Below are 25,137 nucleotides of genomic sequence, written 5' to 3'. Positions count from 1 at the left end.
AAGAGGAGAGATTCTATGAATCAAGAAGAACTAGATAAAAAACTAAAAAAGCAAGAGATTTTAGTAAAAGATGAGAAAGTTTGGACATTTACGTATGAGGACCATATTAGTTCTATCGTAAAAGAAGCAAAAAAGAAAGGGTCTTTTGATAATTTACCTGATAAGGAGAAACCTCTAAATCTAGATAAAGATCTTTCGTACAATCCTGAAAAGCAACTGTATAGAACTTTGAAAAATAATCATGTATTACCTAGGTGGATTGAGCTTTCAAAGGAAATTGATGATTTAAAAGAAAAGCTAAAAGAAAATACAAATACGGCAGAAGCAGCGGAATTAATTCGAACTATCAATAAAAAGGTTTTAGAGCATAATTTACTTTGTCCACCAAGCGCGCAAAAAATGAGGGTGAAAATGGATTTTTAACGATTTTCAATTAAGCTATCGCTTGCTATATAATTAAGTTAGGCATTTTCAATTTATTACTAAAGGGAGGCAAATGTAGTGAAGAATACGTATCAACTTCAAATTCCGAAAGAACTAGAACAGTATCGTAGTATTTTAGAAGAAAGTGTGAAACCGTATGTTAAAGTGTCTGGAACATTAGCAGAGACAACCCTTTTTGAAAGTAAGTTTGGTGGTTATCCGTATTTACCTATAGATCAAGAGCATCCTAAAGACTCAAACGGACAACCTATGATGCTACTTGCGCAGTTAAACCTTGAAGAAATACCAAACATTGAACATATGCCTCAACATGGAATGTTACAGTTTTTCATAAGTGCTGAAGAAGATCTTTTTGGAGCAGATTTTGATCATCCCACAAGCCAAAAAGACTTTCGAATTGTTTATCATTCTACAATCACAGCGGATTTAACTAAGGTGATTACTGATTTTAGTTATTTAAACACTTTAGATTTAGAGAATTTTATCGTACCCGAAGCAGCAAAACTAAAGTTTGAGTTGGCATATCAACCAGTAACACCAAGAGATTATCGATTTGAAATGATTTTTAGTGATAACATTGATTGGGAAGAAATTGTTGATGAAGAAAATAATATAGAATTAGGCGAACTGTATGATGATTTATGTAAAGATCAAGGACATAAAATTGGCGGATATCCATTTTTCACACAGACAGATCCGAGAGAATGGGAAGAAAAATACCAACAGCATGACATATTATTGCTGCAAATCGATACAGACGATTCATTAAATATTATGTGGGGAGATTCTGGTGTTGCTAATTTCTTTATACGTAAGGAAGAGCTGTTAAATCTAGATTTTTCCAATGTCATTTACAATTGGGATTGTTACTAGAAGATATAAATAAAATAATAGCAAACAAAAAATCTTCCTGAAGGTAAGGGAAGATTTTTTTATATTAAAAATAAACGTTATGTTAACTAGAATAAAAAACAATGAGTGTAATGAAAGTCAAGCCTAAATAACAGAAATAACAACAAATAATGTAAAGTTGTAAAATGTGTGCAAATAGCAATCAATTCATTAAGTAAAACATAAAATAAAATCACTAATTTATATTTTGTATAGAAATAATTTTTCTGTATAAAAATTTCTTGCCGATCAAAAATGATTTGAATTCGTTAAATCTCAAGCGATTATTGATTAAGATTTGCTGTGATGAATTTATAACAAATAAAAACGATAAAAACTGAAGAAATTTGTTTAGATAAGATTTCATGTGAATCTCACTAAAAATCTCTGTTACGTCTCATTAAGTATAGTTTACTTGGTTTTTGATACCTGTAATCGATTTGTTTCTATAACTTCCTATAATATATATTATGTTAACTGGATAAAAGTAATAAACTTATTATACGTTAGTTTAGATTGTTACGCTTCCCTTTTCATCGGATTCATTCTGTGTAATCGATTGTGTGCTTATTTGTTGTTGTTTTATGAGTTGTTGATGATAATGTCTCCAGATATAAATTATATTTAAGACAATAAAAAATGCAATTCGTTTTAACTGAACGCATTAAACGAATTGCATTGATATGATTACGAATAAGTTCTTAAAATTAGTTTGCTACAGCAATTGCTTCAATTTCAATTAATAAGTTATCTTTAATTAACTTAATCTTTTCATAATCTCTTTTAAATTAATTATCATTTTTTAGCCAACGTTTGAAAGCCGATTCTCTTATTTCTAAATTTGAACAAGTTGTAGCATTACATTTATTTTTCATATATTCTTCAAGGAAATTTTGTTTTCTTTGTTTAACGGCAGTTTGAGTTTGTTTTAATTTTCAATCTTGTAATTGATCTAAACTCAGACTTTCTTTCTGAAACACTTCATATTTTCTATGTTTCTATGCAAATAAATATCTTTGTCTTTATAAATCCAATTTGAAAATAGTTGTATTGATTTTCTTTCTGTATAACACCATCTGCTGCTATAAATCCTAAAATATAAGCCATATTATTTGACCAAGTTTTAAAATAATCTTCTTTTATGTCATACTTTCTCTTCCAGCTCCCTATAGCGCGCCTTGGAACGTTGTTGTCTGTTAGAACCATACGAATATACCTTGCAGAAACATTAGCAAGCATCGCGATTTCTGAAGTACTTTCCCCTTCTGCATACATATGAATGATTTCAGCTTTTGATAGTTTACATTTTGATTTCTTTTTTCGCTCTATGTGCACTTACATCCTCTCCTTCCTTTCTTTTATTAGAGACATATTTTCTTCTATAACACACAACGAAACGTATGTTCTTCGTTGCGTATAAGAAGGAATTTACTAAATAAAAACAATTTACAACATGTACTTAATATTTGTTTTAGCTGCCACTTTGCGATTTGTACTTTATAGATACGAATAATGAATTTGACGAATTTATGATGAAAGGTAAAATGATATAGTTTAAACTACAAATAGCTACAATAACCACATACGTAAATTGTTAATCGTAAAAAGGAGAACTGATGAATAAGAAATATACAAATCAAATTCATACTGATATGAGTTTTAAACCGAAAGATATTATAAGTTTAATGACGGATTACTTTAAAATGAAATCAAAGCTGCGTCCTATAAAGGATTTGCCTATCGTTTTATCAAATAAAGATAATGAATCGTTTGAGAGTGTTACATGGTTTGGCCATTCTGCTTCTCTTTTGAAAATAGAAGGTAAAAAACTATTATTAGACCATATGTTTGGAGATGCCTCTTCCCCATTTCCTTTGTTTAATAGTAAACGCTATAGTGGTGCTTTTTCTTTAGAACGTGATGACCTTCAAGAAATTGATGCGATTATCATTTCTCATAATCACTATGATCATTTGAATTACAAAAGTATTATGCAGTTAAAAGATCGCGCAAAGCACTTTTATGTTCCAACTGGAGTTGCACAATATCTTATTAAATGGGGTGCTTCACCTAGTAAAATTAGTGAGCATAATTGGTGGGACGAAATTACGTTTGATAATATTAAGTTAGTATGTGCGCCTGCAAGGCATTTCTCTGGACGTGGTATGACAGATAGAGATTGTTCATTATGGTGTTCATGGCTTATTCTTGGTCAAAAGACTAAAATTTTCTTTAGTGGTGATAGCGGTTATGCCCCTCACTTTAAGGAAATTGGTGATAAATACGGTCCATTCGATCTTACATTAATGGAATGCGGACAATATGATCCGAGGTGGTCTGCTATTCATATGTTGCCTGAAGAAACGGTACAAGCCCATATTGATGTTAAAGGAGAATTACTTCTTCCGATTCATTGGGGTGCTTTTACGTTAGCATTACACGAATGGAGTGACCCGATAGAACATGTTACACAAGAAGCCAACCGTTTAGGAGTGAAAATTACAACACCACAAATTGGCGAATCTATTACGTTAAAATCTACAGACTATCCTTTATCAGCTTGGTGGAAGGAAATTTAATTTTAAAACATAAAAAGAGCGAATCCTCTTATAAAGAATTCGCTCTTTTTTCTGTATTTAAACTTATTTTACTATATTGGATCTCCCACTATCTAATACTCTATTTGCTGGTACACTGGACATTTCAACCACTGTATTCATACTCTTATCAGTCAGTTCAATGAGTTCGTTTTCATGTTTTATTTTATTTAAATCCCACACCATCCCATGAAATTCATTATGTTGACCACTTACCTGTATAACGCTTTTTGTTTTATTTGAAGGCTGTATTTGAAGGTTTGTAAATTGATTCCCACTAATTTCATTTGGCGTAGTTACTTGACTATCCATATAAATCATATTTACACAGTCTTCTAAAGAAAAGTTCATAAAACGATTGGCATTTATCCAAGCTTGTCCGGTGCTCGGTTTTTTCGCTACTAATTTCAGTCCGGTTTCCATTCCTACAACTTTAATATTTTCGAAGTTAACAAACGAAATTTCATTTTCTTTTCCAGCAGAGTATAAAGAAATTCCGGTACCTTTATTCGTTTCCGTCCAATTGATAATATTTATATCTTTTATTTGTGTTTTGTTCCAAGTGTTATAATATTTATTTTTACCGTCTAAATAAATAACTTCAGAGTTAAATTTAGGATCGTCAATAGCTATATACGCTCCTTCAATGGATGCGTTTTTCTCTAGTTCTAAAACTCTAAAGTTTCCCTCAACTACAAATTGGGATCCATAACCAAATAATAATTTCACACCTTTTTTAACAATGATTGGTGACGTGATTTTATACTTTTTATCATCAAGCAATACAGTTTTAATTTTACTAGACTCTGCTTTATTAATAGCAGATTGTATTTTTATTGAATCATTTTCCCCTTTAAAGTTTTCTACATACAAGTTAGTACTTTTAGCTGCATAGTCTTTTTTGTTGTATTGATAAAAAGCAAAAATAATTAAAACTATACCAATGAGTAAAACAATTATTTTCTTCATCGTACTCACCCCATATCGATTAATCTATGGCTTTTATATTTAGGTTATTATTATTTTGCTTTGTATTTCAGATTACCATTGCTGCTTTGTCTATGATTGAATTATATTATGTAGGATTTAGTAAACTGTTTGCTATACTAATACATCATTCTTATAATGTATTAATTTATGATTTCATAAAACAAAAGTCTGCTTGTACATAATGTAATCACTTCCTCTATCCCTAATAAGCTCTTACTGGTGATATAAGATGTACTGCTGCAGATTGCTCTCCTGCTTCAATCAATATCGGTCTCATAGAACCGCCAAAGCTTAAAGTAATCGTTTCTTCTTTTATTGCTCTTAAAGCATCAACCATAAAACGCCCATCGAAAGATATATTTAATTGTTTTTCACCTTGAATCGCATCTATCTGTTGCGTTTCGGATATTTGCCCAATTTGAGAAGCGTTTGAAGAAATTTTAATTGTAGATTCGTTTATGATTTCTAAGTTAACATTGTTATTGGCCCATTCACTTGCTAATAAACTTGATCGATCTACACCTTGTAATATCTTTTTTCTATCTATGTTAATAATCGTTTTAAAGTCATTTGGAATAAGGTTAGAAATATTAGGATATTTCCCTTCAATTAGTCTTGAATATAATGTAGTTGTTCCGAGCGTAAATATAATATGACTCTCTGAAAGGTAGATATATACAAATTCCGAATTGCCGTTCATTAATTTTAGAAGTTCACTAATGGTTGAGCTTGGTACAATACAATTTGCTTTTACATCTGAGGAAAGCAATGTTTCGCGTATAGCTAGTCTATGTGAGTCAGTTGCAGCACAAATGAACTTATTATTAGATAACTCTATATGCACCCCAGTAAGAACAGGTCTAGATTCATTTTTTGCTACTGCAAAGACTGTTTGTTTAAATACTTCAATCAATTGCTCTGTCTCTACTTTGATTTCTGCATGATTATCTATAAGCGGTACATTCGGAAACTCATCTGCAGGAAATCCATTTAAACTTAATGTGATTTCTTCTGATTGTATCTTAATAATTTGCTCATTCTTACTTTTTATTGCTATATCACTTGGCATTTTCTTTATTATTTCAATGAAATACTTTGCAGGTACAACAATAGTTCCTGCCTTTAAAATAGTTGCAATTTTTTCGTCTTCAATTGAAACAGGAATGAATTTTTTAATAAAAATATTCGAGTTACTTGCAATTAAAGTAATTCCAGATTGATCTGCAGTTATTTTTATACCAGATAATATAGGAATTAAAGATTTTGTTGATATTGCTTTGTTGACTTCTGAAAGTGATTGAGTGAATTGTTTGTGATTAACGATAAACTCCATGTTTTCCCCGCCTTACATAAGATAATATTTTTATGAAGATTGATGAACGATTGTTCCGTTTAAAAAATAAGGTACTGTTTCTTTCTTTTGGCCTTGATATATATGTCTCTCCGCCGATTATTTCGCCTAGAAAATTAAAGAAAATTGCATGATGATCTCTTTCCTCAAAAAAGGCTTCGCAGATAGAACAAATCCCGTTTACATTTATATGTAACCCTGTTTCTTCTTTTACTTCTCGAATTACTGCTTCTTCTAATGTTTCTCCTAGTTTAACTGCGCCACCTGGTAATGTATAATAAGAACCATTTTCCCCTTTGTTTTTTACCATTAAGATCTTTTCATTAGTTTTATCGTACAAAATCGCGTATGTAACATTAACTTTTTTCATATGTACCTCCTCTATTTTAAATAAAAGGAATTTTCTGTCTTCTATTCATTCTACCATTAACTCCTTTTAATATATATAAGTTAGTTAAGTCTTGCCTTTACCACTATTGTTGGAGTTAATAAGAATAGGCTACTGATATAAAAAAAGAACGTACCTTAGGAAGATTATCCAAAGTACGTTCTTGCAGTTTTAGTATAAAAATTGATTCAATTAATACTGAAATTAATATTAACCTCGCCCTTATTGCATTTGTATTTCAAATACTAACGTTAACAAATTCTATATACTTTTTAACCGTTTTTCTAAATAATAATGATTATGTCCTTTCGGATGATCTTCACTTACTCCAATTACTTTATATCCATGTTTCTTATAAAAATCAGGAGCTTGGAAACTAAAAGTATCTAAATTAATTAACCTACACCCTTTTTCAATTGCAAATTCTTCAATAAGTTTTATTAACTTGCTTCCGTAGCCTTCATGCCTATATTCTTCAGAAACCCATAGAAAGTCAACGTGTACATGGTGCCAAAAAATTATTGCTGTTACCCCACCTACGATTTCTTCTTTTTCATTTCTTACTATGAAACTAACCTTCTCTGAAGGGGTTTTTTCTTCATCTGCAAGATATTTTTGATTGTATTCAATCACTTTCTCTCTTATGTAATCACTATCTTCTTGTACCCACTGCTGTACTATTTTCATTTTAAGTGTCACACTCCTTTTACGATAGCTATTCAACTTCATAATTCTAATGTCCTGTCTAAATAATAGTCGTAGATGACTAATACAATTGTTTCATTTCACTAAAATAAAAAAGCCCTACTACATTTCATCTGTAATAAGACTTATATACGTTGTGTAGAATCCAATTAATCTCAATGAATGTAATTGCTCAAAAAAATATTAAAATTGTTCAATTCTTTTTTATGAAAACTTCCGTTATTTCAACACCTTAGGAGAATAGTCCAATTGTATCACTGCGAAAAAGAATGAACATTCCTAAACCAATTAGAACAATTGGAACAATAATATAACAGTTTTTCTCAAGTACTTTAGCTAGTATAGGAGCTTTTAGCAATTTGTAGCTAATAAAACACCATATCGCTATCATGAAAAAAAAGATAACTAATGTAACGATATTTGTTTCAAGAGTTTGACTAGCAAACATTGGTATATAAATCGAAATATTGTCAGCTCCATTAGCTAATGTAATTGAAGCTACTTTAAATAATGAACCAGTAACGTTATCGATAACTTCATTACTTTTATAAGAACGAAGTGACAACAGTCCTTTAACCCCCATATAAATTGGCACGAATCCTAATAACCCAATCCACGAAACAGGAATGAAAAAAGAGCTTAAAGACCCAACGATACTTAGAAAAACAATCATACTAAACCCAAAATATTGTCCAATAACAATATAAAGTTTTTTTCTCATAACTTTTTCGCGGACAGCTCTACCTTCTTTCCTAATTACTTCTGTTCTTACTTGTGAAAATAAAACAAGCAGTATAAAAATGTCATCAATATTTGTTGTAGCGAATGCCACAACAGAAGAAATTATGGTTGTAATCAATATAAGCCAACTACTTTCATTGTAAACTTATAAGAAAATAATGGTCTATGAATGAAGTGCACGTTCCATCACAAAGTTGGTTAACTGTAATTTTCTAAATGTTTTTTAACAACATGTTAGTTCCTTTATAAAACAATATGAATATTCTACGTATCTGCTACTTAGTTCATTAAGAAATAAACAACTTTATTGCTTCTCAAATCATTTCATTTTAAATTAAATAACTCTATTCTCTCTACACAAAAAAAGAGACCTATATTAGGACTCTTTTTAGTATTAAGCTACTTTCCGATGTAAATGTTTTAGTTCCTTTTTCTTTTCTGCATTTGGTGGACGAATTAATATTGAAATAATAAAGGAAATAACACTTAAAACACCGATTATAATGAAAGTTGGTTGAAATCCCCCGAGTATCGCTCCAATAAATGATCCTGCAAGCGCACCAAATCCGAAACCTTGGTAGACAATCCCATAATTTGTACTATGGTTTTTTAATCCAAAGAAATCTCCGACAATAGCTGGGAATATAGTTATATTACCGCCGAAGCAAAAGGCGACACTTGCTACACAAGCAAAATAGATTCCGTAATTTAGCGGAATAAAACTTAAAGTAAAGACTGACAAACCTATAATAATAAACGTTGCAGAGACAATTTTCATGCGGCCGATTTTATCTGATAACGTCCCAAGAATGATTCTACCTACTGTATTAAAGATTGCAATCATAGCAACGGCGTTTGCAGCGGTTGCTGCGCTAAGTCCAACGAGTTGTACGCCGATATCTTTTACCATACTTATTAAATACAAACCACCTATACACGAGGTGAATAACATAAAAAATAGGAGATATACTTGTTTCGTTCGCATCATTTCACGCGGAGTATAGTCATTGTGTAATGTTTCAGTTACAGCATTACTTACAATTGCCTCTCGTAAGAAGAACGATCCGATTAATACTAAAAGTAACACGATAATACCCCAATATAAGAATGCTTGTGATACACCAAGGTTATCGATAAGATTTCCGTTTATATACCTAAAGATTAAGCTGCCCATTCCATATGCTGATACAGATATACCTGAAATAAGCCCTTTCCGATTTGGAAACCATTTAATTAAATTAGATAGTGATGTAATATAAGCCGTTCCATCCGCATAACCAACAACGACACCAGCTAATAAATATAATAGTGGTAAGGAAGAAACTTGTGAACTAAGTATTAAGCCGAGTCCTAAAACAATTCCTGCAGTAGCAATAAGTTTCCGAAGTCCTAATTTTTTCTGCAATTTTGCTGCAAATAAAGTTGAGAATGATAAAGAAAAACTTGTTATGGAGAAAGTTATCGCTACTGAATTAAGATTCCATCCAAACTTACTTACAAGGGGTTGATTAAATAAACTCCATGTATAAATTGTTCCAAGGCCAATTTGAACAATGATTGTACCTAGAACAATTAGTAACGGATTTATAGAAGTTTGTTTCATACTAACTGTCCCCTTCTTTTATCTTGACATGAATTTTCACAGTTAGTATATCCATCATAAATTGTAAGATACTGTACGGAAAATGGTAATTAAGTTCATATACACAAAAAGACACTTCATAAAGAAGTGCCTTTTTGCAGGTTATATCGAATGTTTCTAAAGAAAGCTTTGTTAAGATAAGACATTTTCAAATGCTTATGTATATATGTTATCAAATAATTTATTATATGTGATGGGACTTAAGACGTATTTTTCATTCATCATATAGTCGGATGAAAAATTAATATTCGATTTCATCGAAATCCTTCGGCTGCGGTACAGTTTGCATATTTGCTGCATCTTTAGGATCGCTGTAAATTGCATTTTGCTCTGTATTTACATCTTTTATATTTTGTTTTTTATTTTTGCTCACTTTATCTTTCACTTTCAATCACTCCTTTTTGTTATAGGATTAATTATGCCCTATTACCGCTACTAAATGTATCAGTGACTAAATTGCTAAATTCACGTAAATAATATAAGTAATTATCACCGCCGTAGTTATATCTTTTGTTATACATTTTTGCAACAACTACATTATATTCAGGTATTACTAAAATAGTCGGTCCAGTAATCCCTAATATTTGATACGACCCTTTTGGAATACGTTCACCAAGCTCACTTAATTGTGCAGGTTCATTTTGGACGAACCAAAACACCCCATTTTGTGGTAGCTCTTTGTTTATAAATGTTGGACTCTGCAAACTCGTAGCGATTTTTATAACTTCTTTTGGAACAATTTGTTTACCGTTTATCACACCTTGATTTAAATGAAGATTACCCCAATAAGCAAATTCTCTAGCTGAGACAAACAGATTTTTTTCAGTACCGTCATCTACTGTACCAATTTCACTAATTGCGTCTTCATTTGGATTATTAACAACGTCAACTAAATTTTCATCTCGCTGAACTCTCCAACCTGTTTCTTGAAAATTAGCAGGTTTAAACACACGCTCCTTTAACAATTCAGGAACACTTTTGTTATATAGCTGGTAAATAAGACGTGTCATCATTCTTACATTAATATCTCTATATGCCCATGATTGTCCCGGTTCAAATTCACGAAAAATTGTCCCGTCATTCGTTTCTTCTAATCCGTGCGAATGTGTTACTAAATGTCTTATCGTTGTTTTACCAAGCAATGCAGAACCAAAGTCTTTAAAATACTTTGTCGCTTCATCATCAATAGAGTTTATTTTCCCCTCGTAAAGTGCGTATGCTACCATTAAACCTAAATAACTTTTTCTCGCAGAAGCAACGTTGAATTGTGATGACGCGGTTACTTTTTTACTTGTAGAGATATTTGAGTGGTAACCACTATAATGCTCTAGTACGATTTTATTATTTTTTATAATACAAAGTGCTGTAGCAGAACTATGATTTTTTTCTTTAATATTTTCTACCCAAGAAATCAACTTATAGTATGTATACAAATAAATCCCCCTTAATACGTTCGAAAATTACAGCATGAAAGAAAAGTATAAACAATGTTTACACCTTTCTTTCATATAAAATATTAATGATGTAATATATTTAAATAATCCACCAGTTCCAGCAATTAAAGCAACCAAAACAACCAGCGCAACCTACGCAACGTCCACCACAGCCACCACATCTACCACCGCCACAACCGCCACAGCGTCCACCACAACCTCCGCATCCTCCGCAACGACGTGCATCGTCTTGAATGTAATAGTATGGATATTGACTTTGTTGTTGATCCCAATACACAACATTACCAGTTTGATAATCATTAAGGTTTAATGTTTGTAGTTCATGTTGAAATTGATTCATTACGAACCCCTCCATTTATAAATTTAAATTCCGCCCAAACGTTAAAGTTTATATATTTTTGTAAACAAGATTGAAACAAGGCTATAGACTAAATACGTACATCAACAAAATATGAACTTACACTAGGTGATGTACCTTGTTTTTGAGCCTATTTTCTTTATATTCATTCGATGGACGTATTTACTATAAATAAAGTGATTTAAAAATTACTAATCCAACAATTTAGTAGTTCATCACTTAACTTTCTTTCAAGTAATTCCTTCACTAAAGGCATTGGCATGATTTCATAATCATTTAAGGATTCTTTATTATAATCTATCCAGTGAAATGCTAAATGAGACTCGCTAGATTTCGGTGGTAAGTCCGTATGTAAATCTTGTGACTCTACTTCAAAAATGTGGTTAATTTCATGATGAAGCACTTCTTTATCTTGCCATTGATTTTCTATGACTCCTAAAAATTGTTGTATACTACAGTTTACTCCAAGTTCTTCTCTTAACTCTCTTATTAATGCATTCTCTGCTGATTCTCCAATCTCAACATGGCCACCAGGTAAAAAATAATGATGGCTAATATATTCAGCAACTAATAATTTTTCATCTTTTATCATGACTGCTCGTACAATATGATGAAATTTACTTTTCAATTGATATTCCTCCTAATTATTCAATGTATAGTTGCTCAAAATAGTCATTTAGTATTGGTATAATATAAATCATAGGTGTTTCATACGGATGAATATCATTAATAACTTCAAGAGCATCTTTTACAAGTTCTCGTTTACACTTTATTTCAACTTTACATTCTTGCCCTTCGCATATTCGACCAATTTCTCCATTAAAAGGAGATGCCTCGTCTAAAGGTCTCCAATATCCTTTCACTGAACTATAGGAAAAACAATGGTCATATTCGCCCGTTTTACATGCTCCAATTTTATTTAATTCATCCCTTAATGTTTCAATATATTCTTCAGGAATGAACACTTCAATTTTCACTTCAGTAAATTGCATATTTCATTTCACGCCTTTACTTCCTAATAGTTAAACGAATAAACGATATACTTGCTCGCCATCATACTCCTGTTCTAATGATTTGAAACTGTATCGTTCATATAGTTTCTTTGCAGAGATATTATCTTTATGTACGGTTAATCTAATTTCTTTACACGCCTTAAACGTATTTTTTATTATATTAATACTTTCTTGTAAGGCTGCTTTTCCATAACCATTACCTTGCTGCGATTGATCAATAATAAATCCGTTAATCCAATACATATCCGATGTCTCTCTTACAACTGCATGTATTACAAAACCAACCATAAGGTCACCATCGTATATAGCGAATGGTATGTACTCTACATTGTCACCATCTGGTTTTATATATACTTTAGCAAGCGAAACTGCTACGGATGGAACAAATTTCAACTGATTTTCTTTAACTTGTAGCTTTAATGCTTCTTCCCAATTTTCTCTCGTAACAACCTTTAACTGGACATTCAATATTGTAAGCTCCTTTATCTAGAGGGATGTATTTTTATATTCAACGCATTGAAATAATTCCCTTTTTCGACAACAACTTATAACATGATTTTTATAAAATCTTGAATGAATTTTTGTTCATCTATTTCTAATGCTATATGGGCCCCTTCAGATATAGAGCTAGGGCGGAAATCAGCAAATGTTTGTCCTTTCGTATCTCCGTATGTATCTACATTTACTGTACGATGCACAAATTCAAAAAAACTTGGATTTACTAATCCACTTATTGCAACCACATCATGTAGCAAAGGTCCTTCGATAGATGGATTAAGTTTTTGGTATGCAGATAAATAGTAATCATACATTGGTTTCATTATCATATGAAATGGATTCTTTGTATTAGCTTGAATATAGCTAAATACATTTGGTGTCAACACAGCTTTGTTTGTTACATTTAAAGGGAATATTAATAAATTCTTTGCTTGATGGAAAACAATTTTACTTGCTACAGGATCTCCATACACATTTGCCTCTGCTAACGGCGTAACGTTTCCTACTTCTAAAAAAACACCACCCATGAAATATATTGCTTTTACATTTAGCATTAAATCATTCCATAAATTAAAAGCAATTGCTAACGAGATAAATCTTCCTACATCAACAATCGTTAGATCTTTTCCGTACTTTATAAGAATCGCAGCAATACTGCCAAAATTGTATAAAAGCAAGTATACATATGCAAAGTTTAAAATGGATAATGTTTTACAAGATATAAAAAGGAACTAGCGTATGCTAATTCCTTTTCTTAGGTAAATATTCTCAAATTTGATTATTTATCGTATCCTTCATAGATTTCATCATTTATTAGATTTTGTGTTTTTTTATCATCGGGTACAGGCTTCCACCAATTTCCCGTAATAAAAAGCATAGTTAATAGATTGTAACTATCACTAAAATAGCTTTCTCTCTTATTCTTCATCCAATCCCATCCACTATTTACCCACTTTTGATTATTGCTACTCGTTATACTTGCAGCAATAAACGGTGAAACAAATACCGCAGTTGAATAACTACCAATATTAGATCCATTTAATTGATAACCATCCACAATTTTAGAAGGATTTCCATTCGTTTTATTTTGAATCCACGAAGAAACTTTATCAGAAATGACTTTACTTCTTTTCTCGCCGTACATAGCATAGTCCATTACAATTCTCAATGGTACCCGACTAGCATTGTAATAATATGCATTTGTATATTCTGACTCATCTAAGAAGTCTTTAGGTGCGGGTTGTGGTGGGTTTTTTACAACGAAATCTGAAATAAGTCCTGTATTTGGAGAGTACTTATTACTAAATTGCGTATAAACATCGTACAAATTATTAATAACAGTAAGCCAAGTTTTATCACCTGTAAATTCATAAAATGCTCTAAGGTGTGACATCATCCAATCAGATGGTCTCGTATCAAGTGAACTTTTAGAATCCCAATCTCCTAAATTTAGTCGGTTATTATTTGTAACATTACTAGCTTTAATACCTTTTGTAATCATGTCTTGTGCTTCTTTCAAATAATTAACTGTTCCATTAGATCCCCACTGCTTATGAGCAAGAAGAAGAGAATACGCAATATCTAAATCCCCATCAGTAGCAGAATCAAAATGACCTTGTGCTTTTTTACTATCTGCGACAACCCATCCCATTAAATTAGGATTTTGAGAACTTTTAAAAGTTCTTGCTGTTTTAAATAAACCGTCATAGATTTTTTGAGCATTCGAATCATAACCAGCCATTAATACTGTAATTATCATCCCATACCCTTGACCTTCTGAAGTTCCAAGTGGCTTAAATCCATCCGCATCACCTGTAATCTCTCCTTTTACATAATAACCACCAGGTAAAGAAGATAAATCATTTTTCAAATATTTCTTTTTCCAATTATCGTAGTAGCTTCTTACAGAAGCATTTAAGCTTTCTTGTGTAATATGATTCGGTTTTATAACGCCTGCATAATTAACTTGCTGGGGAAATGGTTTCATTTCCTTTGCAGCAGCTACTTGTTGATTAACTATGGGAATAAAATTTTGTACTGAATTGTCCGTTACATTTGCTGCGAAACTAGAATTAGAAAAACTAGCTAGTCCGATTCCTATAATAGAAATACATGTGAAAATTTTTCTTTTTCCATTCATTATGTTGTCATCTCCTTTTAAAATGCTTACTACATAAAATGTAACATACAATATTTAACTGAAATACAAAATATTATATTTATCACCATAAGAAAGAAACTATATAAAAAAGTATTATAAAATCATTATTGAATTACATTATACGGATTGATTATTTGCTAAATTCCTATGTTTTTCTTTTCTTAATACTGGTATATGAGCAATCACAATTCCAAGTATAGTAATTCCTCCGCCAATTATTGAAACTAAAGTTGGCACTTCTCCTAACCATATCCAAGCAATGAAACACGCAGTTATTGGCGTTAAATATAGAGAACTTGTTGCTTCAGAAGCACCAGTACGAGATATAATATAGGCCAATGTAATATACGGGAGTACTGTTGGAAAGACACCTAAATATATAACGCTCAAGTTAACTTCAAGATGGGCTGCTAGTATTTCTTGATAAACTCCGGGTAAGAAAATAAGCATACATACAGTACTAGACAAAATTGTATATATGGTAAATGGTAAGAAGCCATATTTTTTTAAGTAAGATGTTTGGAAAACGAAAAATAGACTTTCTGAAATCGCCGCTAATAATATAAATAATCCCCCGCTATTTAATTGAATAGCGTCGCCTTGGCTAAGTGAAATTAAGACAATTCCTGCAAAACTCATTACACCACCGATCCAGCCATTTAATTTCATTTTTTCATTCAAAAAAACAGAAGCAAGAATTGCCGTCACTATTGGAGTGACTGAAATAATTAAACTTGCAGATCCAGCATTTACTGTTTTTTCGCCGTAGTTTAATGCGATGTGATAAATAGTAAACCCTAAAGCACCAAATATAAAAAATGCTGGGATATCCTTTAAATCCGGTAGTCGTAGTTTGTATATAAATGAAAATAACAAAAGTATAAATGAGGCGATTAATAAACGTAGTAAAGTAAGGTGTTCAGGCGTATAAGATTCAAGCCCCATACGAATTGCTGGAAAAGCAGTTTCCCATATAAGAATTGTAAAAGCGTGAGCACATATAATGCGTAAATCCCATTTTTTATTATGCATGTTTTCTCTCCTTCCCTAAAAAACCAACCATTTTTAAATTACCAATTATTTCTTTTCATCATATTTAATAGTTGATACAATGTCTTCAACCAGTTATTTATCGGAAAAACCAACCACTTTGAATCTTTTAAATAAACGAGGGAGTTTTTTATATGACAACCGATAAAAAAGTGCCTAAATATTGGCAGATAATAGACTATATAAAAGAAAAAATTGAAAACCGAGAATGGCCAATTGGAAGTAAAATCCCTAGTCAGCGGCAGTTAGCAAAATTATTTCATGTAAATCGAAGTACTGTAATAACTGCGCTAGATGAACTTATGGCAGATGGTTTAATTCAAGGACAAATCGGAGCAGGAACAATTGTAACAAATAATACATGGTCATTATTAGCAACTAATCCCCCGCCCGATTGGAGTGAATATGTAAAGGCCGGTATTCATAAACCAAGTAAGTTAATGGTGCGAGAAATAAATGAAGTGGAAGCAAATAAAACGCTTATTCATCTTAGTAAAGGTGAACTTGCACCTCATCTTTTCCCGCTTGAAACTATGCAATCTATAATAAAAAACGTCAGTGAGGAATTAGATTATTTCGGATACGAAGAACAAAAAGGTTTTTATCCGTTACGTGAAGCAATAAGCAAATACGTAAAATCATTTGGAATACATGCATCACCGGGTTCTATATTAATAGTCTCTGGTGCACTCCAAGCATTACAATTAATATCAATTGGTCTTTTACATAGAAAATCAACTGTTTTACTTGAACAACCTTCTTACTTATATTCACTTCATGTTTTTCAATCAGCAAATATAAATTTATCCGGTATATCAATGGATAATCAAGGTATTTTACCTAACGACTTATTAAAACGAATTAAGTATAGTCAAAAAAATAATATTTTATATTCAATCCCTTGTTTTCAAAATCCAACGGGGATATTGATGTCCAAAGAGCGAAGAAAAGAAATATTAAAAATATGTAAAAAAGAGCAATTGCCTATCATCGAGGATGATATTTACCGAGAGTTATGGCTTGATAAATCACCACCAGCTCCTTTAAAGTCAATGGATAAACATGGACATGTATTATATATTGGTAGTCTCTCTAAAACACTTACCCCAGGACTTAGAATTGGATGGATAATCGGACCAGAACCTGTTATTGATAGATTGTCAGATATAAAAATGCAAACAGACTATGGATCCAGCTCTTTATCTCAAAGAGTAGCTGCTGAATGGATAAATAAAGGTTTTTATGAAGACCATGTAGCAAACGTAAGAATTCACCTGAAAGAACGAAGACAAATAATGATACTAGCTTTAAATAAGTATTGTGCAGATGTTGCATCGTGGGATATTCCTAGTGGTGGATTTTTTATATGGCTAAAGGTTGTGCATAACATTCCGATGAAAAAACTATTTTCAGAGGCACTATCAAAAGGAATTCTTTTAAACCCGGGACGTATTTATGAAGAAGAATCAGATCAGTACATTCGTTTATCATATGGATATGCTTCTCCAGAACAAATGACTTACGGGGTTAAATTGCTCAGTGAATTAATTCGAAAGTTAACGGCATAAAAAAATCCTCTTTTGTTTTTGGAGGATTTTTTTACGTATCTTATTTACCACAATTTCATTTCCTGCCCTAATAAAATAAGTTTTTCATAAGGATCTCCGTCAATATTTAATACTTGAGCAAATGCAGGTTCTGTTTTTAAACCTTGTTCCTTTAAGCGAATAACTTCTCCCCTTATATGGGGATGCTGCATTAATAACATGTGCTCCACTATCATATGTCTATATGCATTTTGATTACGCACTGGCTTAGGTTGAGCAAATAATTCAAATTCAAAACCTTCGAATTCAAAATTCACCTTTATCAATTCAGTACCTTTAATTTTTTTCTTTTTAATGTTGAACCCTCCATAAGAACCATATAAAGATCTCATTTCCTGCTCAAAAACATCAAAGTTATATACTTCCATTACAATATCTAAGTCAGATTGAGGAGTATCAATTCTTATCGGGATTGTCCCACAAAGAACGGGATTATATAAAGCTAAATCCTCCATGATGTTTAGGTTATTCAAAACATCATATATTTTTTGTTGCTTGTCATTGCCCGATTGTAAATATGTAATAGATGTAATAGATGTAAACATAGAAGTCTCTCCTTCACTTAACGTAATAATCATCTCACTAAATTTAAGAAAACATTTCAATCATTGGATTTTGTTCTAGGAGTACCTTTATTTCAATATATTAAGCCGAACTAACTATATTTTTCAACTTTTCTCCTATACTGCAATACTATAAAAATAAAAAAGGAGGAATTATTATGAGCATTTTTAACATTCTTTTAACCATACACATCCTATTTGGAACAATATGCTTAATCACTGGTATTGTAGCGATGGTTACCCAAAAGAAGAAAGGAAAACATACCGAATGGGGCGAAATATATCATGCATCCTATGTTGTCATTACCCTTACGGCAATAATATTATCCATTATCAACTGGGATAAAGTCGCATATTTATTTTATGTAGCAATCTTCTCTTATTCATTTGCGATTTATGGATACCTTGCACGAAAAAAACGTTGGAAAAATTGGCTCCATCACCACATCAGAGGTATGTTAGGTTCTTATATAGGTGCAGTCACCGCACTTTTAGTAAATGTCGGCATCCATATTCCTATTATAAATTTACTTCCGCCAATATGGTTTTGGTTTTTACCCACCTTAATTGGTATTCCCCTCGTAGCCAGTGTATCAAAAAAATATAAAAAGCGTAGTTGAAATTAATTACATTTTGATTACTTTCTGATTATTAGAATGAAAAATTATACTCTATGTATCACGAATGATATTATGAGTGCTCGCCCTATGAATATTTAAAATAAAATGCCGCCCAACAGGACGGCTCTTATATTTACTTTATAAACGTAACATATTCACCAGAAACCCATTGATTTCCACCAACATTATACCAACCATCTTTATATCCAAACGATTGATATTTTTCACCTTGATACACGTTTTTCACAATGCCGTAATTTGTTCCTGGGCCGGTACGAACACGCAATACATCAGCGATTATAGTAACTACACCTACACCATCGTTTGATGATTGTGAAGATGTTGGTACATTTCCTCCCGTATAACGAATATATGATGGATCGTTATAAATCCACTGATCGCCACCTAAATTTAACCAGCCATTTGATTTTCCAAATACTTTGTAGGACTCTCCTTTCCCTAATTGACGAATAACGCCGTATCCAGTACCAGGTCCTTTTCGTAAATTTACATTACTACCGTTAATATACGCAACCCCTACACTATCATTCGATGGAGGAGAAGTCACTACGTTTTGAGCACCTTTCCCAAAAGTATCCGTTCCATATCCTTTGTAGTTATATTGCAAATGCGGGCTATCCACGAATCCTTTCCAGTCACCGCCCCATTCAAAGCCAATTTGTTTAGCATAACGAATTGCTGATGCCCACGGTTCTTTATTATAGCCATTCCAATCTTCTGTACCATTCGACTGAATTGGAACAAAATCTAATGCCTGTCCTACTAAGTGATATGAGCGCATCGTTTGTGATGCTCCTTTACGAACATATTCACGTTGTTGCTCGACCGTACGGATTGTTTCATAAATTAACACTTCAATACCATTGTTAATGCAGTACTGATACCACTTAAAAGCTGCAGCTTTCGTATTATCCGCTAATTTATTCAGATTACTTACATTTCTATTGTGGTATTTCAATATGCAACATCTCCTTTTCTATTATCCTATGCAAAATTCATCTCATGGGTTGTACATATACCTAGAACGACACGAAGTACAAATACATAAGAAGCCAATTCATCTAAAAAGGTTTTCACTTCTAGCTTCAAACTTTGTAAACTGAAATGGAAGCAATAAAAAAACCACAACCTAAGTCTTCCAGTTGCGGTTTTTGGTATTTTCTTTTTATATGCTACCTGCCTTCTTGCATTGATAATCCTAGTATACAGGTTGTGTAAATTTTCCCTTTATGAATAACACTACTTATTCATGATTTTTCAAATCCAATATTGAATGTAAATGATCTGGATAATTAGTAAACATTCCATCGACTCCCCATGCAAGCAACTTTTTCATATCATTTTCATTATCTACTGTAAATGGATGAACTTCTAATCCGCTTTTCTTTATTTTTTTTACATAATCTGAATCAATATATTTGTAATTCATACCAAGACCTATGCAGTACATTTTATACTTTTCTATCTCTAATTTTGTTAATTGAACTACTTTTTTATAAGGTAATAATTGTACTATGGATATATTACTATTTAAGCTATGAATCTTTTGTAGACTTTCTTCACTAAACGATTGAATAATAACTTTATCATGTATTTCGTAGTGATTAATAATTTCTAATAATTTTCCTTCCATTCCTGGATATTCATCAGGTGATTTTGTTTCGATATAATAGTTCGCGTTATGCCCAAACGTTTCAAGAATTTCTGTTAATGTTGGGACTTTAACATTTTCAAATTCTTTCTTTGCTAAGTTCGCATATTTTCCATTGAAAAAAGAGCCAGCATTCAGTTGCTTTATTTCTTCTAATGTATGCTCTTTCACCAGCCCAGTACCATTCGTTGTACGGTTTAATGTTTCATCATGCATAGCCACTAAATGTCCATCTTTTGTCATTTGGAGATCAATTTCTATATAATCTCCATTCATTTGTTGTCCTAATTGATATGCTGCTATTGTATGTTCAGGTGCATACGCAGAAGCGCCTCTATGTGCGATATTTTTTATATGATTTGATTGGTTAATAGCCTTATTATACTTATATTCATTTGTTTTCTGAAAAACAAAGATACTTATTACTATAAAGGCACAAATTATTGTAACGAGATATATCTTTTTCATAACGATTTATAAGCTCCTATATAAAGACGATTTAACTTAAATGATTTACTTAATTAAATGTCGATTTTCGAATACAGTCATTTTGCCGATAGCTTGAAATCCCGATTTTTTATAAATATTGATTCCATCGGGTGAAGCTTGTAATACACAATACGTATTTTTAAATTTTTGTGCTTCTTGCAGAAGGAAATTGAACATAATAGATCCGAATCCTCGTCCTCTCATTTCTTCTTTCGTTGCTATGTCATAAATACCAATACTATCTTTTGAACATATCAATGAACCAACAGTTACGACTTCGCCTTCATAAAATCCTAAAAATAGTTTCATATTCTCACTGTTCCATAAATCAAGAGTAGAAATTTGATTATAGAATGCTTGTACATGTATACCTTCCTCTGATGTGCCAAATAGATTAGCTAACGTTTTTCCAATTTTTTTTATTAGTCCAGGTGATGATGCTTGTTGAATTGTAAAACTTACTGGCATGTTTATTGTTGGAGAAATTGTTTTTAAATCTGCTACCATCGCGATATTTTGCTCCGCTTCTTTTAAACCGATTTTAATTAACTCGCTTTTTATATCCCGCTCTTGCTCCTCATCCCATAACCAAACACTCATTGGAAATTTCTTTTGATTATAGTAGTCTACCTCCTTATATAATTTCTCTATCCCTACCGTTAAATTATTGTTTAGTAGAGTGATGATATTAAATGTATCGGCAGGTAATCCGCAATCAACAGCAATATAATCTTTCGTTTCTTTTATACTCGTTCCGGTCACAAATTGCGCAACATATGAAGTTTTATATGCAAAGTTATCTATTAGTAGTTGTTTATAATTCATCAATAGTTCTCCTTTTCATAAAAAGTAATACTCGAATTCTTCTATATTAAATATAACATATTAGAAATTTACCTTTTTCTATAAAAAGTACCTCTTTAAATTGTGCTCTATAGTTTAAAATAATTAAAAATGATATAACGTTGTCGGAATGAAAAAAGTGGTATATAATAAATATTAACATTACTAGTAATTATTTTAGGTATTCCTAGAATAAAGGAGCGATACATATGAAAATTACTATTTATTTCGGAAGTCATGAAGATCAAGATGTTCGTACTATGGACTGTCATTTAGATGTAGAAGATACAGAAGAGATTGTTTCTGTATCATAATATAAATAGTTAGGGTAAATCCTATTCCCTACAGTGTTTAAGACACCTTTTATAAGGTGTCTTTTTTGTTATATTTTCATTAAAAACCCTTTACTTTATAGCGTTTTAATAGTAAAATATAAATATACGAACAAACGTTCTTTTTTATTTTAAACGTACATGAAGGGATGATTTTAACAATGGCTTCATTAAAGCGCAGAGGAAGAAAAAAGCAAGCACCTATTATTTCAAATACAGGCTTTATCGGCTCTGTCTTTATTGATACATTGGAGTTACAAAAGAAATCCTATTATTTCGCTCGTAAAAAACTTCAAATTGTTCATCACGTATTAGATGGTCTCTCTGGAGCAACAAGCGCTTTGTTTAAAGAACATAACATTTCAGCATACATGTCATGTGTGTATTTACATAAACAAAAGAAAATTGGCTTTGTTCTTTCAACGAAACCATTTGAACAAAGTGATGGCGTTGCTTATTTTGTAAATTATTTGATCGAAAAGAATTTTTACGGCGGCCATGACAAAGATGTAGAATATCAAGAAGTATTTAATACAGGTTTTATCGGTGTAGTATTCGCTGATTTATCTAGTATAGATCGCTTTAATTTCGAGTTTGAAATGGGTATGCTAACGAAATTAATGAAAGATATGATTATTCCGGTTAAAGAACTGTTTTTACGCCATAATGTACCGGCTTACATCTCCACTTCTCATTTAGAAGAACAAAACAAATTAGGTTTCGTTCTCTCTGTAAAGCCATATGACGAACGCGCTGAAGCAGATTTATATTTTGAGGCATATTTAAAAGAACGCGGGTTATTTATCGGTGATGAAGAAGATGAAATTGATAAAATTGTCATTAGAAAAACAGCTGAATTACGATAGATAAGCGCAGGATCATCATCCTGCGCTATTTCGATATTATTTAATTATGTTCAACACTATACCCTTTTGAATGAATTTCTAAATTTAACTTATTTGCTAAAATTTTATTCAAAATAAAAAATACAATCTGTTTTATGGGAAGCATTCTTGCTGTGGAATCGGGATTATAAATATAGATGAACGTGATTCAAATCAAAAAAAGGTACTCCTAAAAGTACCTTTTTTACTATTCTATATGTGCGAACGCTTTCAAAATTATTGGATATAAATTGACGTACGCATTGTATTAAATGGTGCATTTATAGATGTCTTTTGGTACTCAAAGGTTCCTTGTTGGTGTCCAGAAGCATCCCATTTATAATACCAGCCAACGATTGGTCTTCCCCCAATTATAGTGGAATCAATGCTTTTTACATTAGAACCATTCATTTTAGCAAATGGGTTTTGGCCATAGCCCATTTCTTTCGTTGTAATATATAAATATTTTCCCCCGTGGTTACGCGATGTGCTGAAGCTGTTCTGATTAATTGTTTCTACCCCGCCTAGCTCAGACTCTACTTGTACGACGTTTAGTGAAGTAAGTGGTGCTGCTGGTCCAGCTGAAGCTTCTGTTGCCATTCCTAATCCGACGAACGCTGTGATTGCTAACGATGAAATCCCTAGTGCTGCTTTTTTAAACATAAAAAACATCCCCTTCCATCTATTGTTTTCTCTTTCAGTGTCAATATAATCCTAATAATATTATATGTAAATAGATTGTAACTGTAGAAATAAAAGAAAGAAGATTCTGATTTATTGACATTAAAAAATATGACTTCAACTTTTTTCGTTAAAGATAGTCATCAATCTCTAACTACCTAATGATCTCAAATAAATGCTATTCAAGCCATTTTAAGAGGTACAAAAGACCTTATAGTATAATAAGGTCTTTCCCGACACTATGAAAAAACCCGTGAATTATTCACGGGTTTTACTTTAATAACTAATTGCAATTGTACCTTCACCTGCATGAACCGCAAATGAAATTGGTAATGGATATAATTTGAAATTCATTTCAGGGAATGCTTGTCTAATATCTGCAATCCATTCTTCAGCTCCAGCTTTATCGTTAGCATGGAACATGTGAAGTACTTTTGGTAATTCTTTTTCAAGTTCATTTTTAATATATTCTCGACATTTTTGGATTTTACGAACTTTCTTTTCAAGTAAAAGCTCTCCACCTTTTACTTCTAATATTAAGTTGACACTTAATAAACTTCCAAGTAAAAATTGAATACCCTTTACACGGCCACTTGCATATAGACCTTTTAAACTCTTTGGAAATACATGAAAAGGTCTTCTTTTTTCATCTACTAATGTTTTGTGTATATCTTGTAAAGTCATACCATCATTGTATAACGATTTCGCTTTTCTAATTAGTTCATCCATTGGATAACTTGTTGTTTCACTGTCTAATACCGTCAACGGAAAACCTGCCATTTCTGCAGCTAACTTCATATTTTGATAGGTTCCACTTACTTTTCCGCTAATAGCAACTGCAAATCCCTCTTCATATTCTTCTTTGCATTTCGAAAATAACTCTACCATTTCCCCTATGTTAGGCTGTGATGTAGTGACAGTTTTACCTTCGTTCAAAGCGTTATAAACGCGCTCACGCACACCTTCTTCACAATCTTTGTACGACACACCATCAATAATAACTTCAATTGGGATAACAAAGTTATCTCCTTCTGTTTTAAAACTCGCAGTTGTACTATCAGTAATCCAAGCAACACGCTTCATGTTGTTCCTCCCTTAATTCAATTCCTCTTTTCTGACTTTTCTATATATTTATGTTACGAAAAGAGAATATCCCTGTAATA

The 25,137-nt window shown here is 31.9% G+C and carries 25 protein-coding genes and 4 pseudogenes; 6 read left to right on the top strand and 23 right to left on the bottom strand.

Annotated elements, in window-relative coordinates; genetic code table 11:
• Positions 1–15 precede the first annotated feature (15 nt).
• Complete coding sequence (locus F3I02_RS21340) at positions 16–423, top strand: DnaJ family domain-containing protein (protein ID WP_230876880.1); 408 nt, start codon at positions 16–18, stop codon at positions 421–423.
• Between the two features lie 78 nt (positions 424–501).
• Positions 502–1,317 (top strand): YwqG family protein, encoded by an 816-nt coding sequence (locus F3I02_RS21335; RefSeq protein ID WP_000799805.1) that lies wholly within the window; start codon positions 502–504, stop codon positions 1,315–1,317.
• Between the two features lie 806 nt (positions 1,318–2,123).
• Here the strand turns inward: F3I02_RS21335 and F3I02_RS34110 are convergent.
• Positions 2,124–2,670, bottom strand: a pseudogene (locus F3I02_RS34110) (hypothetical protein).
• 281 nt (positions 2,671–2,951) lie between these two features.
• On the opposite strand from F3I02_RS34110, the gene F3I02_RS21325 reads away from it, so the two are divergent.
• On the top strand, positions 2,952–3,914 hold the full coding sequence (locus F3I02_RS21325; RefSeq protein WP_196478405.1) for an MBL fold metallo-hydrolase: 963 nt from the start codon (positions 2,952–2,954) through the stop codon (positions 3,912–3,914).
• A gap of 63 nt (positions 3,915–3,977) precedes the next feature.
• Here the strand turns inward: F3I02_RS21325 and F3I02_RS21320 are convergent, their stop codons facing one another.
• From F3I02_RS21320 to F3I02_RS21250, 15 genes and pseudogenes are all read right to left on the bottom strand, one after another.
• Positions 3,978–4,901 carry a hypothetical protein gene (locus F3I02_RS21320; RefSeq protein WP_000721072.1) on the bottom strand — a complete coding sequence of 308 codons (924 nt, stop codon included), beginning with the start codon at positions 4,899–4,901 and terminating at the stop codon, positions 3,978–3,980.
• 223 nt (positions 4,902–5,124) lie between these two features.
• The gene (gene dnaN, locus F3I02_RS21315; protein ID WP_000394492.1) at positions 5,125–6,255 is read right to left on the bottom strand and encodes a DNA polymerase III subunit beta; all 1,131 of its coding nucleotides are present in this window, start codon (positions 6,253–6,255) and stop codon (positions 5,125–5,127) included.
• Positions 6,256–6,285: 30 nt separating this feature from the next.
• Positions 6,286–6,643, bottom strand: a pseudogene (locus F3I02_RS21310) (NUDIX hydrolase).
• 279 nt (positions 6,644–6,922) lie between these two features.
• A complete protein-coding gene (locus tag F3I02_RS21305) occupies positions 6,923–7,348 on the bottom strand; it encodes a GNAT family N-acetyltransferase (RefSeq protein ID WP_000706900.1) in 426 nt (141 codons plus the stop codon).
• A 250-nt stretch (positions 7,349–7,598) separates the two neighbouring features.
• Complete coding sequence (locus tag F3I02_RS21300) at positions 7,599–8,225, bottom strand: cadmium resistance transporter (protein WP_000633412.1); 627 nt, start codon at positions 8,223–8,225, stop codon at positions 7,599–7,601.
• Between the two features lie 276 nt (positions 8,226–8,501).
• The gene (locus tag F3I02_RS21295; protein WP_196478404.1) at positions 8,502–9,710 is read right to left on the bottom strand and encodes an L-lactate MFS transporter; all 1,209 of its coding nucleotides are present in this window, start codon (positions 9,708–9,710) and stop codon (positions 8,502–8,504) included.
• A gap of 280 nt (positions 9,711–9,990) precedes the next feature.
• Positions 9,991–10,134 carry a hypothetical protein gene (locus F3I02_RS21290; protein WP_000653685.1) on the bottom strand — a complete coding sequence of 48 codons (144 nt, stop codon included), beginning with the start codon at positions 10,132–10,134 and terminating at the stop codon, positions 9,991–9,993.
• A gap of 31 nt (positions 10,135–10,165) precedes the next feature.
• The gene (locus tag F3I02_RS21285) at positions 10,166–11,182 is read right to left on the bottom strand and encodes a serine hydrolase domain-containing protein (protein ID WP_196478403.1); all 1,017 of its coding nucleotides are present in this window, start codon (positions 11,180–11,182) and stop codon (positions 10,166–10,168) included.
• A gap of 100 nt (positions 11,183–11,282) precedes the next feature.
• On the bottom strand, positions 11,283–11,543 hold the full coding sequence (locus tag F3I02_RS21280; RefSeq protein WP_001071342.1) for a heterocycloanthracin/sonorensin family bacteriocin: 261 nt from the start codon (positions 11,541–11,543) through the stop codon (positions 11,283–11,285).
• Between the two features lie 199 nt (positions 11,544–11,742).
• Positions 11,743–12,189: an NUDIX domain-containing protein gene (locus tag F3I02_RS21275; protein ID WP_196478402.1), complete on the bottom strand. Its 447-nt coding sequence runs from the start codon at positions 12,187–12,189 to the stop codon at positions 11,743–11,745.
• Between the two features lie 16 nt (positions 12,190–12,205).
• The gene (gene cutA / locus F3I02_RS21270; RefSeq protein ID WP_001160786.1) at positions 12,206–12,553 is read right to left on the bottom strand and encodes a divalent cation tolerance protein CutA; all 348 of its coding nucleotides are present in this window, start codon (positions 12,551–12,553) and stop codon (positions 12,206–12,208) included.
• Positions 12,554–12,583: 30 nt separating this feature from the next.
• Positions 12,584–13,042, bottom strand: a complete 459-nt coding sequence (locus F3I02_RS21265; RefSeq protein WP_089148784.1) for a GNAT family N-acetyltransferase — start codon at positions 13,040–13,042, stop codon at positions 12,584–12,586.
• A gap of 77 nt (positions 13,043–13,119) precedes the next feature.
• Positions 13,120–13,743, bottom strand: a pseudogene (locus F3I02_RS21260) (nucleoside hydrolase); the annotation flags it as partial.
• Positions 13,744–13,850: 107 nt separating this feature from the next.
• Entirely contained in the window at positions 13,851–15,212 is a 1,362-nt protein-coding gene (locus F3I02_RS21255; RefSeq protein ID WP_001013584.1) for a family 8 glycosyl hydrolase, read from the bottom strand.
• Positions 15,213–15,350: 138 nt separating this feature from the next.
• Positions 15,351–16,265, bottom strand: coding sequence for a DMT family transporter (locus tag F3I02_RS21250; RefSeq protein WP_196478401.1), 915 nt, complete (start codon positions 16,263–16,265; stop codon positions 15,351–15,353).
• 152 nt (positions 16,266–16,417) lie between these two features.
• Between F3I02_RS21250 and norG the strand changes: the two genes are divergently transcribed.
• Complete coding sequence (gene norG, locus F3I02_RS21245) at positions 16,418–17,851, top strand: efflux pump transcription regulator NorG (RefSeq protein WP_196478400.1); 1,434 nt, start codon at positions 16,418–16,420, stop codon at positions 17,849–17,851.
• Positions 17,852–17,895: 44 nt separating this feature from the next.
• Here norG and F3I02_RS21240 read toward each other — a convergent pair whose 3' ends face one another.
• On the bottom strand, positions 17,896–18,468 hold the full coding sequence (locus F3I02_RS21240; protein ID WP_196478399.1) for a DUF4269 domain-containing protein: 573 nt from the start codon (positions 18,466–18,468) through the stop codon (positions 17,896–17,898).
• Positions 18,469–18,611: 143 nt separating this feature from the next.
• Here F3I02_RS21240 and F3I02_RS21235 point away from each other — a divergent pair, with 143 nt between their 5' ends.
• Complete coding sequence (locus F3I02_RS21235) at positions 18,612–19,073, top strand: DUF2306 domain-containing protein (protein WP_046945048.1); 462 nt, start codon at positions 18,612–18,614, stop codon at positions 19,071–19,073.
• Positions 19,074–19,206: 133 nt separating this feature from the next.
• Here F3I02_RS21235 and F3I02_RS21230 read toward each other — a convergent pair whose 3' ends face one another.
• The 3 genes from F3I02_RS21230 to F3I02_RS21220 all read right to left on the bottom strand — a co-directional run bounded on the left by F3I02_RS21230 (position 19,207) and on the right by F3I02_RS21220 (position 22,059).
• On the bottom strand, positions 19,207–20,052 hold the full coding sequence (locus F3I02_RS21230) for an SH3 domain-containing protein (RefSeq protein WP_000873745.1): 846 nt from the start codon (positions 20,050–20,052) through the stop codon (positions 19,207–19,209).
• Positions 20,053–20,337: 285 nt separating this feature from the next.
• Positions 20,338–21,213 (bottom strand): glycerophosphodiester phosphodiesterase, encoded by an 876-nt coding sequence (locus F3I02_RS21225; RefSeq protein WP_196478398.1) that lies wholly within the window; start codon positions 21,211–21,213, stop codon positions 20,338–20,340.
• A gap of 45 nt (positions 21,214–21,258) precedes the next feature.
• Positions 21,259–22,059, bottom strand: a complete 801-nt coding sequence (locus F3I02_RS21220; protein WP_196478397.1) for a GNAT family N-acetyltransferase — start codon at positions 22,057–22,059, stop codon at positions 21,259–21,261.
• A gap of 511 nt (positions 22,060–22,570) precedes the next feature.
• Between F3I02_RS21220 and F3I02_RS21215 the strand changes: the two genes are divergently transcribed.
• Positions 22,571–23,275, top strand: coding sequence for a hypothetical protein (locus F3I02_RS21215; RefSeq protein WP_000157646.1), 705 nt, complete (start codon positions 22,571–22,573; stop codon positions 23,273–23,275).
• Positions 23,276–23,315: 40 nt separating this feature from the next.
• On the opposite strand, the pseudogene F3I02_RS35015 reads toward F3I02_RS21215, so the two are convergent.
• The 3 genes and pseudogenes from F3I02_RS35015 to F3I02_RS21205 all read right to left on the bottom strand — a co-directional run.
• A pseudogene (locus tag F3I02_RS35015) lies at positions 23,316–23,426 on the bottom strand (MFS transporter); the annotation flags it as partial.
• 104 nt (positions 23,427–23,530) lie between these two features.
• Positions 23,531–23,956 (bottom strand): DUF4879 domain-containing protein, encoded by a 426-nt coding sequence (locus F3I02_RS21210; protein ID WP_000472916.1) that lies wholly within the window; start codon positions 23,954–23,956, stop codon positions 23,531–23,533.
• Between the two features lie 294 nt (positions 23,957–24,250).
• Positions 24,251–25,057, bottom strand: coding sequence for a DegV family protein (locus F3I02_RS21205; RefSeq protein WP_000831931.1), 807 nt, complete (start codon positions 25,055–25,057; stop codon positions 24,251–24,253).
• Positions 25,058–25,137: the final 80 nt, after the last annotated feature.

Origin of the sequence: Bacillus sp. SRB3LM (assembly GCF_015712745.1) — a bacterium.
Classification (GTDB): domain Bacteria; phylum Bacillota; class Bacilli; order Bacillales; family Bacillaceae_G; genus Bacillus_A; species Bacillus_A thuringiensis_K.
Note: the sequence above shows the minus strand (reverse complement) of the source record. Positions and strands in the feature narration are given on the sequence as shown.